This window comes from Mariniluteicoccus endophyticus (assembly GCF_054780035.1).
Genome location: NZ_BAAGXC010000021.1, coordinates 130,224 through 143,690, shown reverse-complemented (window position 1 = coordinate 143,690; position 13,467 = coordinate 130,224). Strand labels below are relative to the sequence as shown.

General features: G+C 74.6%; 14 protein-coding genes. 9 read left to right on the top strand and 5 right to left on the bottom strand.

Annotation, left to right across the window (positions count from 1 at the left end; genetic code table 11):
* Positions 1–40 precede the first annotated feature (40 nt).
* The 6 genes from ACYVGD_RS10890 (at position 41) to malQ (ending at position 8,801) form a co-directional block, all read left to right on the top strand.
* Positions 41–1,174, top strand: coding sequence for a GDSL-type esterase/lipase family protein (locus ACYVGD_RS10890; protein ID WP_460743636.1), 1,134 nt, complete (start codon positions 41–43; stop codon positions 1,172–1,174).
* On the top strand, positions 1,171–2,181 hold the full coding sequence (locus ACYVGD_RS10885; protein ID WP_460743635.1) for a DUF2332 family protein: 1,011 nt from the start codon (positions 1,171–1,173) through the stop codon (positions 2,179–2,181). The genes ACYVGD_RS10890 and ACYVGD_RS10885 overlap by 4 nt, the downstream gene beginning before the upstream one ends.
* Positions 2,178–3,044 (top strand): RDD family protein, encoded by an 867-nt coding sequence (locus ACYVGD_RS10880; RefSeq protein WP_460743634.1) that lies wholly within the window; start codon positions 2,178–2,180, stop codon positions 3,042–3,044. The genes ACYVGD_RS10885 and ACYVGD_RS10880 overlap by 4 nt, the downstream gene beginning before the upstream one ends.
* A gap of 70 nt (positions 3,045–3,114) precedes the next feature.
* Positions 3,115–4,851 (top strand): outer membrane protein assembly factor BamB family protein, encoded by a 1,737-nt coding sequence (locus ACYVGD_RS10875; RefSeq protein ID WP_460743633.1) that lies wholly within the window; start codon positions 3,115–3,117, stop codon positions 4,849–4,851.
* A complete protein-coding gene (locus ACYVGD_RS10870) occupies positions 4,848–6,620 on the top strand; it encodes a hypothetical protein (protein WP_460743632.1) in 1,773 nt (590 codons plus the stop codon). The genes ACYVGD_RS10875 and ACYVGD_RS10870 overlap by 4 nt, the downstream gene beginning before the upstream one ends.
* A gap of 42 nt (positions 6,621–6,662) precedes the next feature.
* On the top strand, positions 6,663–8,801 hold the full coding sequence (gene malQ / locus ACYVGD_RS10865; RefSeq protein ID WP_460743631.1) for a 4-alpha-glucanotransferase: 2,139 nt from the start codon (positions 6,663–6,665) through the stop codon (positions 8,799–8,801).
* Here the strand turns inward: malQ and ACYVGD_RS10860 are convergent.
* Positions 8,767–9,285, bottom strand: coding sequence for a hypothetical protein (locus ACYVGD_RS10860; protein ID WP_460743630.1), 519 nt, complete (start codon positions 9,283–9,285; stop codon positions 8,767–8,769). The genes malQ and ACYVGD_RS10860 overlap by 35 nt on opposite strands.
* The gene (locus tag ACYVGD_RS10855) at positions 9,282–9,854 is read right to left on the bottom strand and encodes a hypothetical protein (protein WP_460743629.1); all 573 of its coding nucleotides are present in this window, start codon (positions 9,852–9,854) and stop codon (positions 9,282–9,284) included. Before ACYVGD_RS10855 ends, ACYVGD_RS10860 begins: the two co-directional genes overlap by 4 nt.
* A 29-nt stretch (positions 9,855–9,883) precedes the next feature.
* On the opposite strand from ACYVGD_RS10855, the gene ACYVGD_RS10850 reads away from it, so the two are divergent.
* From ACYVGD_RS10850 to ACYVGD_RS10840, 3 genes are read left to right on the top strand one after another with little or no spacing between them, the layout of a single operon-like run.
* Entirely contained in the window at positions 9,884–10,462 is a 579-nt protein-coding gene (locus ACYVGD_RS10850; protein WP_460743627.1) for a TetR/AcrR family transcriptional regulator, read from the top strand.
* A gap of 20 nt (positions 10,463–10,482) precedes the next feature.
* Positions 10,483–11,286 (top strand): helix-turn-helix domain-containing protein, encoded by an 804-nt coding sequence (locus ACYVGD_RS10845; RefSeq protein ID WP_460743626.1) that lies wholly within the window; start codon positions 10,483–10,485, stop codon positions 11,284–11,286.
* A gap of 10 nt (positions 11,287–11,296) precedes the next feature.
* A complete protein-coding gene (locus tag ACYVGD_RS10840) occupies positions 11,297–11,698 on the top strand; it encodes a VOC family protein (protein ID WP_460743625.1) in 402 nt (133 codons plus the stop codon).
* Positions 11,699–11,704: 6 nt separating this feature from the next.
* Here the strand turns inward: ACYVGD_RS10840 and ACYVGD_RS10835 are convergent, their stop codons facing one another.
* The 3 genes from ACYVGD_RS10835 to ACYVGD_RS10825 form a co-directional block, all read right to left on the bottom strand.
* Positions 11,705–12,421: a hypothetical protein gene (locus ACYVGD_RS10835; RefSeq protein WP_460743624.1), complete on the bottom strand. Its 717-nt coding sequence runs from the start codon at positions 12,419–12,421 to the stop codon at positions 11,705–11,707.
* The gene (locus ACYVGD_RS10830; RefSeq protein ID WP_460743623.1) at positions 12,391–12,645 is read right to left on the bottom strand and encodes a hypothetical protein; all 255 of its coding nucleotides are present in this window, start codon (positions 12,643–12,645) and stop codon (positions 12,391–12,393) included. The genes ACYVGD_RS10835 and ACYVGD_RS10830 overlap by 31 nt, the downstream gene beginning before the upstream one ends.
* Before the next feature lie 154 nt (positions 12,646–12,799).
* Positions 12,800–13,417: an alpha-ketoglutarate-dependent dioxygenase AlkB gene (locus ACYVGD_RS10825; RefSeq protein WP_460743622.1), complete on the bottom strand. Its 618-nt coding sequence runs from the start codon at positions 13,415–13,417 to the stop codon at positions 12,800–12,802.
* Between the last annotated feature and the right edge of the window lie 50 nt (positions 13,418–13,467).

Genomic DNA, 13,467 nt, shown 5'->3' with positions numbered 1-13,467 from the left:
TTGTCGCGGCGGGACCGCCGTGGGGAGTAGCGTCACGGCCGTGGAGACCGTCGACCTCGCCCCACTCGTCCACGGCGCCGTGGAGCTCGCCCCGGCCCCCGGGGGTGGGCTGAAGCCCTGGCGCCTGCCGGAGTGGGCCCGCCGCCGCTGCCCCGACCCCCAGCTGCAGCGCGTCGTCGCGGAGACCTCCGGTGTACGCGTCGAGATGGTCACCACCGCCCGCCGTGTCGAGCTGGTCGTGGACCGTTCGCGGCTGCAGTACGCCGGCCTCGCCCCGCGCGCGGCGGGGGCCGTCGACATCGTCGTCGACGGCGAGGCGTACGGGAGCCGCGAGCTGTTCGCCGGCACCACGACGGTCGTCGACGTGACCACGGGCCACCCGGAGGTCGACGCGCGCGGGCCCGAACCGGTCGTCGTCGACCTCGACGGGGCCGAGCACCGCGTCGAGCTGTGGCTGCCGTGGAACGAGGCCACCGAGCTCCGCTCGCTGACCGCGGACGGGCCGATCGCGCCGGTGCCCGACGACCGGCCTCGCTGGGTCCACCACGGCAGCTCGATCAGCCACGGCTCGAACGCCACGACCCCCACGACGACGTGGGTGGCGCTGGCGGCCCGCGCGGCCGGTGTCGACGTGACGAACCTCGGGTTCGGCGGCTCGGCGCTGCTCGACCCGTTCGTCCCCCGCACCATCGGCGCCCTGCCGGCCGACGTGATCAGCGCCAAGCTCGGCATCAACGTCGTCAACTCCGACCTCATGCGACGCCGTGCGTTCGGCCCGGCCGTCCACGGCTTCCTGGACGCGGTCCGGGACGGTCATCCCGACGTCCCGTTGCTGCTCGTCACGCCCATCTGGTGTCCGCTGCACGAGACCACGCCCGGCCCCGGTGCCTTCGACCCCGAGGCGTTCGCCCGCGGCGAGATGGCGTTCACCACGACCGGTGACCCGGCCGCGGTGGCCGGGGGAGCGCTGACCCTCGAGGTCGTCCGCGAGGTGCTGGCCGAGGTCGTCGCCCAGCGCGACGACCCCCACCTCCACCTGATCAGCGGGTTGGACCTCTACGGCCCCGACGACGCTGCCACCCACCCCCTGCCCGACCGGCTCCACCCCGGGCCCGCGACCCACGCCGAGATCGGGGCCCGGTTCGCGCGGATCCTCCAGGAACTCCTGCGATGAAGGGCGCCCACTTCTACGCCGACGCCTCGATCGTCGACCTGTACGCCTGGTTCGCCGACGAGACCGCCGCCTCGTCGCCGACCTGGGAGCGGCTGTGCCGCTGGATCGCCGCCGACGCCGCGGCCGAGCCGCTGCGCGAGCGCCTGCACGGGCTGCCGGGCATGAAGCGCCAGCCCAACCTCTTCCTCGGCGCGGCCAAGATGCTCGGTGCCCCGCTCGAGCCGGGCACCGACCACCTCGCGTGGGTCGAGCGGCACTGGCCCGACGTCGAGGGGGTCGTGCTCACCCACGCCACCCAGACCAACGAGCCCGGCCGCTGCGCCACCCTCCTGCCGTACCTCGCGGGGGTGGGGGAGCGGCTCGCGCTGGTCGAGGTCGGCATGTCGGCGGGCCTGTGCCTCGTGCCCGACCGGTACGCGTACGCGTGGCGCCGCCCCGACGGGGTCGTCGACCGCCTCGGCGACGCGGGGGCGCCGCTGCTGGCGTGCGACGTCGACGACGAGGATCTGCCGCTGCCGGCGACGATGCCCGAGGTGGTCTGGCGCGCCGGCATCGACCTCAACCCCCTCGACCCGGCCGACGCCGACGACGCGGCCTGGCTGCGGGCCCTCGTGTGGCCGGGCGAGACCGAGCGCGAGCAGCGGCTGGCCGACTGCCTGGGCGCCGCGGCCGGCGTACCGGTGGAGCGGGTGGCGGGCGACGCGCTCGACCACCTGGCCGAGGTCGTCGGACGGGCCCCTCGGGACGCGACCGTGGTGGTGTTCCACTCGGCGGTGCTCGCGTACTTCTCCCGCGACGACCGGCGCCGCTTCGCCGACCTTGTCGGCGGCCTCGACGTGCGCTGGGTCGCGAACGAGGGCGAGCGGGTCGTGCCGGGCGTACGCGACCGCGTCCCGCCGTGGGGCGGCCCGCCGAGCTTCGTGCTCTCGGTCGACGGTCAACCCGTGGCCCGCACGGCCCCGCACGGGCAGTGGCTGGCGCCGCTGCGTGGCATGCTGGCGGTGTGAGCGACGAGATCCCCGTAGGCAGTCCGCCGGCCCCGCCCGGCCGACACGCGGCCCCCGCCGGGTGGTACGCCGACCCCGCGAAGGCCGGCCAGGAGCGCTACTGGGACGGCTGGAACTGGATGCGCCAGACGCGGCCCCTCGAGGGCGCCGTCGCGCCCCAGCCCGGCACGGGGACGTACGCCGGGCCCGGCCGGCCCGGGGGTCAGCCGTTCCAGCAGGCCCCGCAGCAACCCCAGTGGCAGAACCCGCAGCAGGGCTCGTGGCAGGGCCAGCAGCAACCCCCGTGGCAGGGCCAGGGCCAGTGGCCGGCCCAGGCGTACGGGCGAGCGGTGCCCGCCACGGCCGACGGCATGCCCCTGGCCGGCTGGTGGTTCCGCGTCCTGGCCATGGTCATCGACTCGTTCGTCGTCTCGGTCGTCGGCGAGGTGGTCGGCGCCGTGACCGGCTTCAGCGCCAAGGTCAGCGCCGCCACGACCGCGATGATGGCCGAGCTCCAGACCGGGCTCAGCGGCGGGGGACCCATCGACTACCAACAGCTCATATCGACGCTGATGGTGCCCGAGTACTACTGGATGCTGGCCATCAACGCCCTGCTGTTCGTGGTCTACCACGCCCTCATGCTCCGGTTCCGTGGCGCGACGCTCGGCAAGATGGCGTGCGGGCTCAGGGTCGTCCCCGCCGGCCTCGGTCGCCACACCGGCGGCCTGCCGTGGACCGTGTCGATCGTCCGGCCGCTGGTCTACCAGGTCTTCAACCAGCTGGGCGTCGTCCAGCTCGTCGACGTGCTGTTCCCGCTGTGGGACCGCGACAAGCAGTCGCTGCACGACAAGATCGTGAAGACCCAGGTGGTCCGCAGCCGCTGAGGGAGCGCCGGCTCACCGGCCAGCGGCACGGCCCGCCCAGCTGACCCGGGCCGTCCGTACCCTCTGTGGCGTGAGTCACCGCGTCGCCCCGACCCGCACCCCAGCCCGTCCGCGCTGGGTCGACACCTCCCTCGTGGCGGGTGCCGTTGCCGTCTCGCTGGTCGCCACGCTGGGCGCGCGACCGCCCGCGGGGGCCGACCTCGGCCCGCTCGACGCTTGGGTCGGACCCGACGGCCACCACGAGGTGACCGCGTCGGGCGAGGAACCCACGATCCTCGAGGTGACCCGCGCGACCGGTGGAGCGATCGGCAGCGACGCCGTGCCCTTCGCCGAGCTGTACGCGCCGCTGGTCGCCGCCCCCCACCAGGCCTGGGTGTTGCAGGCCGAGCGCACCGGTGTGCAGGAGCGGCTCGAGCTCGCTCGCCGGACCAACGAGGGGCTGGTGGTCGAGGCAGTCGTCGAGGAGGGGGTCGGCACGCGGTACGTGCCGGGTGCGGTGTCCTGGCCGGCTCGCGCCCTGGCGGGCGTCTCGTGGACCTCGACGGGCACCACCCGGCGCGACGGTGCCGAGGCGCCCTTCCGGCGCGTCGGCCGCCTGGAGCCCTCACCGCTGGGGCGGGGCTGCCTGCAGGCCGTGATCGAGGAGACCCGGGGCGCCGACACCGCGACCTCGCGCGAGACGCGCTGCCGGGGTCGGGGGCTGGTCGCCCGCGGCGCCGCGACCCCGCGTCCCGAGGCGCCGTCGACCAGCGGGGTCCCCGTCACGATCCAGCCCGTCACGATCCAGCCCGTCACGACCCAGCCCGTCACGACCCAGCCCGCCGAACCGCCGCGCTGGCCGGGCGCGCTGGCGCCGACGCCCCGCCAGGTCCACAACGGACTGATGCCCGTCACCCTCCAGGTACCGTTCGCCCCCGCCCCGGCCGGCCCCGGAGTCGCCATCGTGAACTCGCTCAGCCGCAACGTGCAGCTCCTGCTGAAGTACGAGGGCGAGTGGCGCATCCTGTGGCGGCGCCACCCCGGGGGCACGCCCACCGCGCTCGCCGTGGTCGACGGGGTCGTGCTGGTCGCGACCAGCCAGCGACGCCTCGTCGCCTACGACGTGTCCGGACGCTGGCTCTGGTCGGCGCGCACCGACGACATCGCAAACGCCAGCCCGGTCGGCGGCTGGCCCGGTGTGGTCGTCTCGTCGACCCTCGACGGCCGGGCCGTGGCCCACGACCTGGCGACGGGTCGGGAGCTGTGGCGCGGCAAGGCGCCGGCGGGCGGTGCGCTGGCCCCGGTCGTGGCGGCGGGGCGCGTGGTCGTCGCGGGGGAGTCCGACGTCGTGGCGCTCGACCGGTCCGGCCGGACCGCCTGGCAGGCACGGACGCCCGGCCGGGCCCGCGCGCTGGCGGCGGTCGCCGGGGATCGTGTCGTGCTGTCGACCGGCGAGGGCCGGCTGGTCGCCCTCGACGCGGACGGCCGCGTCGCCTGGGGCGCGGCTCGAGGCGCTCCCTGCCGGCAGGTGCATGCGCTGGACGACGTCGCGGTGTGCGTCGACGACGAGCGCGCCACCGCCTACGACCCCGCCACCGGCACGCGCCGCTGGGAGGTGGCGGTCCCGTCGCGCGGCTCGGGCACCGACGGGCACGACCTGCTGCTCCTCGGCGCGGACGAGGCCGTCCGCGTGGGCGCCGACGGGCGCGTGGTCGGCCGGTGGCCGGATCGTCCGCGCGTCGTCCACGACGTCTGGGTGGTGCCCACCCCGGGCGGGGTGCTGGTCGCGGACGCCGCCTCCGACCTGACCGACTGGGGGGCGCAGTGACCAACCGCACCCTTCCCCCCAACCCCACCCGACCCCTGGTCGGCAGGATCCTCGCCGAAGCCCTCACCCTCGCCCTGGTCGATCCCATCCGCCGGGGGGCGCCGCGCCCGCGGGAGTGGCCCGCCGGTGTGCGCACGATCGGCGTCGTCGCGCTGGCGGCGTACGCCCTCGTCGGACTCGCCATCTTCGCCGCGCCCCTGATCCGGCGGGTGGACCCAAGCGTGCAGGTCAGCGCCGGCGCGTTCCTCGGGGCCTGGTCGATCACCGGGCTGCTGTGGGCGACCACCCTCGCCCTCGCGCTGGCGACGACCGCGCTCCTGCACGTCCACCACGCCGCGCGCTGGCCGGGGCTGGTCCTGCTCACGTCGACCCTGATCACGTTCGTCGCCGGGCGGACCACCGGGGTCGGCCTGGCCCTGGGGGCCGTCGGGCTGGTCGGGGTCTGGGGGCTCGCCGTCGCCCGGGTCGGGCGGCGCTTCGCCCCCGCGGAGTTCGCCGTGGCCCTCGCACTCGAGTCGCTGGTGGTGCTCGCGCCCGGCGCGCCGGGGTCGGCCCTCGGCCTCGACCTGCGCGGCGCCACGCTCGGCCTCCTGCTGTCGAGCCTGTTCGTGCTCGCGATGCCGGCCCTGCTCATGGTGGGCCACGCGTTCACCGAGGTGCCGATCGCGGTGGCCGGACGGCTCGCCGAACGCTTCGCCGAGCACGGCCGGATGGTGCTGGTCCGCCTGCTCGCCCTCGTCGCCGGGGCCCTGGTGGCGTGGCGCGCGGTCAGCGGCGTGCTCGGCGGCGACTGGGGCTGGCGTACGCAGGCCTGGGTGCACACGGCCGCGGTCCTGGCCGTGGTGGCCGCCCTCACCGCGCTGCTGCTGCGGCTTCGACCAGGCGGCGGGCCCGCACCACGCCCCGCCGACCCGACCGCGCGCTGGGGAGGACTGGCGTGGGGCTTCGCGGTCCTGCTGGTCGCCAACGCCGTGCCCCTCCACGTCGCCGCCGCGGGCGAGACCGCGGCGAGGATGGCCGGGGGCGGGGGGTGGCCCGTGGTGGGGTGGCTCGGGTCGACGACCGCCGTCGTCGTGATCCGGCTCGCGGCCGTGACGGCGGGGCTCCTGCTTGCCTGGCGGGCCGCCCGGCGCGGGGACGCGCTGACGGCGTCCGTGCTGGCGGCCTTCGCCGTCGTCACGGGCGTCGCGACGTCGGGGATGCTCACGGGCGGCCGTTGGCTGGTCGACCTCGACGCGGGGGTCGCCGGCGTGTGGCTGGCCGCCGCCGCGCTCGCCGTCGCCGTGGCCCGGTGGCAGGTGCCCGCCGCGTGGACGGCCGCCCTCGGCGTACTCCTCGTCGTGCTCCTGCACCCCCTGCGCCAGCTCTTGTCCGAGCCGGCGGGCCTGGTGGCGGCGATCTCGGCGCCGATCGCGCTGTTCCTCGGCCTGCTCTGGACCGTCCTGACCGAGGGCGGCCAGTTCGCGCGGAAGGGGACGCGGGCCTTCCCCCACGCCTCCCGCGTGCTGCTCTACCTCGCGAACGCCCTCTTCGGCGCGATCGTGCTCGCCTACGTCGCGCTGGTGCGCACTCAGGACGGCACGGTCGACGTCAAGGGGTTCACGGCCCTGGGCGACCGCCTGCTCGGCGTACCCCTGTTCGTGGGCGTGGCGTGCGTCGGCATCGCCGTGGCCGCCACCGCGTCGCGGCCGCCCGTCCCCGCGGAGCCCGCAGACACGACCGATCCCACTGCCGCCGTCGGGTTACCGTCGGGGGCGGACGCCGGATAGGGTGCTGACGCCAGCCCGCACCCGCGCCGAACGGACCGTCTCGTGACCGCACCGTCCCCCGAGCTCGTCGAGCTCGCCCACGCCTTCGACATCGCCACCGAGTTCGTCGACTGGAAGGGCCGCACGACCCACGTGTCGACCGAGTCCCTCGTCGCCGTGCTGGCGGCGCTCGACGTCGACGCCTCCAGCCCCGAGGCCGCCCGCGCCGCCCTCGACGACCGCCGGACGGCACCGTGGCGCCGCGTCCTGCCGCCCTGCGTCGTGTGCGACGACACCGAGGAGCCCGAGTTCGTCGTGCACGTCCCGGCCGGCGAGGGCGTACGCGTCCACGTCGTCACCGAGGACGGCGTACGCCACGACGCGGTCCAGGTCGACAACTGGGAGCCCGACCGCGAGGTCGACGGGGTGATGGTCGGTGAGGCGAGCTTCCAGCTGCCGGCCGGCCTGCCGCTGGGCTACCACCACCTCGTGGCCGAGGTCGCCGGGGTGGAGCACACGTCGACGCTGATCGTGACCCCCCACTTCCTGGGCTTCCCCGACGGCATGGGCGATCGCCGCATCTGGGGTCTGGCCGCCCAGCTCTACTCGGTGCGCTCCCACGACTCGTGGGGTGTGGGTGACCTGACCGACCTGCGCGACCTGGCCGTCTGGTCGGCCGCCGAGCACGGCGCCGACTACGTGCTGGTCAACCCCATGCACGCCGCCGAGCCCGACGCGCCCATGGAGCCGTCGCCCTACCTGCCGACGACACGTCGCTTCTTCAACCCGCTGTACCTCCGCGTCGAGCGCATCGAGGAGTACGCGTCGGCCCCCGCCCCCGTCCGCCACCTGATCGACCAGCTCGCCGACCAGGCCCACGGCCAGCTCGACGCCGTCGACTTCATCGACCGCAACGCGTCCTGGACGCTGAAGCAACGCGCGCTGCGCGCCCTGTACGCGGTGCCGCGCAGCCCGGGCCGCGAAATCGCCTTCGGCGCCTACTGCGAGGGGGCGGGCGAGGGCCTGCTCAACCACGCCACGTGGGCGGCGCTCACCGCCGCGCTCGGCGCCGACTGGACGCAGTGGCCCGACGACTACCAGACCCCGGCCGCGCCCGCGGTGGCGCGCTTCCGCGACGAGAACGCCGACGAGGTCGACTTCCACCGCTGGCTGCAGTGGTGCCTCGACGACCAGCTCCGCGGCGCCCAGACCGCCGCCCAGGCCTCCGGCATGGCACTCGGTATCGTCCACGACCTCGCCGTCGGCGTGAACCCGCGCGGCTCCGACGGCTGGTCGCTCGGCAGCGCGTTCGCCCGCGGCGTCCACGTGGGCGCCCCGCCGGACCAGTTCACCCAGCTCGGCCAGGACTGGGGCCAGCCGCCGCTGCGTCCCGACCGGCTGCCCGAGCTGGCGTACGCGCCGTTCCGCGACATGGTGCGCACGATCCTGCGGCACTCGGGCGGCGTGCGCGTCGACCACATCATCGGCCTGTTCCGCCTGTGGTGGGTGCCGGAGGGCATGAAGCCGACCGAGGGCACCTACGTGCGCTACGACCACCGCGCGATGATCGGCGTGCTGGCGCTGGAGGCCCAGAGGGCGGGCGCGCTGGTCGTCGGCGAAGACCTCGGCACGGTCGAGCCGTGGGTGCGTGACTACCTGACGATGCGCGGCATCCTCGGCACGTCGATCCTGTGGTTCGAGCAGGACTGGGACGTCCCGGGCGGTCAGCCGCTGCGTCCCGACCAGTGGCGCGAGATGTGCCTGGCCTCGGTGACGACCCACGACCTGCCGCCGACCGCGGGCTACCTCGACGGCGTGCACGTCGAGCTGCGCCACCGTCTAGGGCTGCTGGCAGACGACCTCGCCGACGAGCTCGCCCGCGACGAGGCCGACCGGCGCCAGTGGCTGCAGTTCTTGGTCGAGCTCGGGCTGCTCGAGTCGGTCGACGCGCCCAACACGCGCGTGGTCGAGGCGCTGCACGCCTTCCTGCTGCGTACGCCGTCGCGCATGCTGAACCTCGCGCTCGTCGACGCGGTCGGCGACCGGCGTACGCAGAACCAGCCGGGCACGTCGAACGAATACCCGAACTGGCGGGTGCCGCTGGCCGGGCCCGACGGCACGCTGATGTGGCTGGAGGACGTGTTCGCCAGCGAGCGCGCCCGTTCGCTCAGCGCGCTGATGGGCCGCGTCGCGCGGTCCTGAGCGCATATCCGACGACGGCGACCGCGAGCAGCGGCCCCCACGCGAGGATCGGCACGTAGCAGGCCAGCTCGGTGGCCTTCGCGAACGCGCCCAGCGGGATGCGGTCGTGCACGCCGGCCACGATCTGGTGGGTCAGGTTCCAGGTGAACAGGTAGGTCACGGCCGCCGCGCCCAGGCCCCCTGCGAGCACGGGGAACCATCGTGGGATGCGTACGCCGGCCAGTCGCTCGCCCCACGGCCTGACCAGGCCCACGGCGAGGAAGCCGGTGACGACCTGCACGACGCTCAGGGCCACGACGTACGCGACGGCGGTCGCGCCCGACGTGGCCGAGCCGTCGGTGGGGTGGAGCGTCTCCTGCCGCAGGGCCTCTGCGCCGGGGATCAGTCCGGCGACCATGAGCAGGCGCCAGACCGCCGATGGGAGGGTGGCGGCGAACGCGGCGTACGCGGCGGCCCTGGCCCACCGCTGGGGTGCGGGGTTCATCGGTGCTCGGCCCGCCGCGCGAGCGCGGCGAGGATGTCGATGCGGATGAGCCCGGAGAACGGTCGGATGATCGTCCAGTAGGCCCGGAACCGGGTGCGGGCCCCGCGATCGGTCGCCTCGCACAGCGTTGCGGTCTCCACCAGGGTCCGGCCGTCGCCGAGGTCGGTGAAGGTCCAGTCCATGCCGTACTTCAGCCAGCCGGGCTCGGCGTACGCGGCGACCTCATCGAGGTCGTGGACGTCGACGTGGACGCCGGTGGGCGTCCAGGGCTTCCCGACCGTGGCGCTGGTCGAGTAGTGGGGCGGGTCCTGGTGGATCGGTGCGCCGGGGCTCGGCGGCTCGACGAGGCGGCGGTCGAGGTCGAGCGGAGTCCCCTTGGTGCGGCCGAACGCCCGTACGCCGAACAGTGGGCGGGTGAAGGTGAGGTCGCTCCAGCGGACGCTGTGGAGCGCGTCCCAGCAGGCGTCGACGGGGGCGTCGACGATCCGGTGGTGGTGCTCGGAGAACTGTGCCCCGGGGAGCGCAGAAGCGAGACGGCGACGTTTTAGGGATGACGTTCTAGTTGTCATGCTCTAAAACTAGCGGATAGGTTGGAGCCATGGCGAGGCCCCCCAAGTTCAGCGTCGAGACGATCCTCGACGGCGCGGGCGCGGCGGTCCTGGAGCACTGGCGCGAGGCGACGATCGCCCACGTCTCCGAGTTCACCGGCGCCCCCGTCGGGTCGATCTATCACCGCTTCGGATCGCGCGACGAGCTCTTCGCCGCGCTGTGGGTGCGCGCGATCAACCGCTTCCACGAGGCCCTGCTGGCCGCGTGCGACCACCCCGACCCGCAGGTCGCCCTCGAGCGCGCCGCCGTCTGCATCCCACGGTTCTGCCGCGACCACCCGGCCGACGCCAAGGTCATGACGCTGTATCGCCTGCAGGACCTCCTCGCGCTCGAGCTGTCGATGCACGACGAGCTCGCCACCATCAACGACAAGGTGTACGCGCGGCTGCGCGAGCTCGTCGCCCAGCGCTGGGGCGAGGTCACCGAGCGCCGCCTCACCCTCGTCGGGCTGGCCTGCCAGCTCGGCCCCTACGGGCTCATCCGCCCCTGGATCGGTGGCGACATCCCGCCCGAGGTCGACGAGGCCGTGCTGGCCTCCGCTCGCGGCGTCCTCGCGCTGGGCGACTGAGCGCCGCGTACGCTGCCCCCATGAACGGCGCGATCCGCCCGGTCCACCCGGCGCTGCGGGGCCTGCTGGCGGGACCCATGGTGGCCTACGACCTGCTGCTCGACCCGCGGGCGGTCCACCTCGGCGTGCCGTCGCCGACAGCGACCATGATCGTCGCCTTTGACGAGCCGCTCGACGTCGGCTGGCTCGCCGAGGGGGTCACGACGCGCCGCTGGGCGAGCCTGTCCGGGCTGCACCTGCGTCCGGCGCTGGTCCGCACGCACGGCGTCCAGCGCGGCATCCAGCTCGCCGTCACCCCGCGCGGCTGCCGTGAGCTGTTCGGCCTGCCCGCCGGCGCGGTCGCCCACGACACCGTCGACCTCGGCGACGCGCCGACCGGCATCAGCGACGCCGAGCACGCCGCGCTGGCCGCCATCGACGGCTGGGCCGCTCGGCTGGCCCGTCTCGAGGACATGCTCCTGCGCCGCCTGGACGCCACGCGACCAGGCGTTCCGGCCGACGTCGCGCACGCCTGGCGCCTGCTGTTGGGCGGCGACGGCGTCGAGGACGTCGCCCGTGCCGTCGGCTGGTCGCGGCGCCACCTGGGTTCACGCGTACGCGCCGAGCTCGGCGTGAACCCCAAGCAGGTCGTACGCCTGGGCCGGTATGCCCGGGCGCAGCGCTTCGTGGCGGCCGGCGTGCCGCTCGCCGACGTGGCGGTCCGGGCCGGATATTCCGACCAGTCCCACCTCAGCCGCGAGTTCGGCGAGCTCGGCGGGCGCCCGCCGAGCCGGGCCCACGATGTCTTCCCAATTCTTCAAGACGACGGGAGTCTCGGTCGGTGAGGCTGGTGCCATGACGAAACCGCAGCTGTTCCACTCGCTCACCTACGCCGACGCCGACCAGGGCATGGGCTTCCTCGAGGCGCTCGGGTTCACCCGCGTCCTCGTCGTCCCCGACGGCTCCGACCCGCTGAAGGTCGCCCACGCCGAATACCGGTGGCGCGACACCGGCGGCGTCATGTTCGGCTCGGTCCGCGACGACAACCCGCACGCGAGCGCCGACATGGTCGGCCGGGCGAAGTGCTACCTCGTCGTGGAGACCGACGCGGAGGTCGACGACGCGTACGACCGCGTGACCCAGGCCGGCGCGCGATCGGTCGAGGCACCCGAGGACCAGCCGTACGGCGGCCGTTCATGCACCGTCGCCGACCACGAGGGCAACCAGTGGAGCGTCGGCTCGTACGCGGGCGCCTGACCCCGTTCAGCGGTGGGCCGTACGCGCGGACGCGCCCAGGCCCGAGAACCCATCGCTATGGACGATCGCGGTGTTCCAGGTCTGGATGGCGTCGCCGTCGGCACGCAAGCGCAGCGTCAGCCGGAACGGGGTCTCGATGAACGCGAGGTCGACCACCAGCTGGTCGGCGGCCTCGACGGCGCGCGCGGCCACGCGTACCTCACCGGCGTCGCCGAACGCGACCACCGACTCCTGCCAGGTCGCGGCGCCGCACCCGATCTCGACGGGCCCGTCGTCGGAGGCGAACGTCAGCGTGCCGTCGGCCAGGCGTGGGTCGCGGACCGTCGGGTACTGCCACGGGATGCCCGCCACCGAGCGGTCGACCACGCGGGGGACCCCCGCGTACGCCACCTCGCGGGTGGGTGCGCCGCCCGCGACTATCGGCACCTCCAGCCCCTCGAGCGTCGTCGGCCCACCGGCGCTCTCGCGGCCCAGCGCGGGCACCAGCAGATTGTGGACGAGGTCGAGGATGATCTGCGTGGGGGCGTGGCCCGCGGTGATCGCGACGACGGCGTCGCGCTCGGGCATCACGAGCACGTACTGGCCGCCGGCGCCGTCGAGGCGGAACCCCTCGAGCCCTCGCCACACCTGGAAGCCGTAGCCGTTGGCGCTGTGCGGGTTCTCGCGGTAGTCGGTCGGGATGTGCGCGCGGGTCATCTGGGCGACCCAGCCGGGCGGGAGCACGCGCCGCCCCTCCCACTCGCCGTCGCGGACTTCGACACCGAGTGGACGATCTGGCGCACGTCAGGGCGCCACGGCGACCACGCGGCCTCGGCGACGACGTGGCCGTGTCGTACCACGACGAGCTCGTGGAGCTCGACACCGAAGTCGCCGGCCGCGCGGACGAGGTCGTCGACGCCGCGGGCGTCGACCTGCTGGGCGGCACAGGTGCTGCGGGGGAGGGTCATGGCCCGCACGATAGCCCGGAGACGGACGGCCCGCCCGGGGAACCCGGGCGGGCCGACGTGAGGGGTGCGGTCGGTCAGCGCAAGCGCGTGTACGCCGCGCGGCCCGGCGACCGCGGCAGGCGGTGCTGTGACCATGGGTCAGATGACTGGGCGGTCACCGCACGCCGCGGGGGCGGAACTGGATCGAGATGCGCGGGCCGACCGGGCGCGTGGTCTTGAGGATCGCGTGCTCCCACGTTCGCTGGCACGAGCCGCCCATGACGACCAGGTCGCCATGGCCGAGGGCGAAACGATGGGTGATGCGGCCGCCACGCGGGCGCAGCGAGAGGGTGCGCGCCGCCCCGACCGACAGGATCGCCACCATGGTGTCCTCGGTCTTCGACCGCCCGATGGTGTCGCCGTGCCACGCCACCGAGTCGTCGCCGTCGCGGTAGAGGCACAGTCCCGCGCTGGTGAAGGGCTCGCCCAGCTCGTGTGCGTAGTAGCGCGACAACATCTCGCGGGCGGTGTCGAGCATGGGGTGGGGCAGCGGCTCACCAGTGCCGTAGAACTTCGTGAGCCGCGGCACCGCCACCTCACGGTCGTACATCTGCCGCCGCTCAGCGTGCCAGGGCACGCGGTCGACCAGCGAGTGGAACAGCTCGTCGGAGCCCGAGAGCCACAGTGGCTGGTGGTCGACCCATGCGCCCGTGCCCAGCTCGGTGCGCTCGGGCGCGAGCTCGGCGTACGCCGGCCCGGTCACGTCGAACAACGAGGTCTGCAATTCGATCACGCGTTCGATGGTAGCGCATGGGAGTGACGCCTGCGCTGAGGACTCCGCGT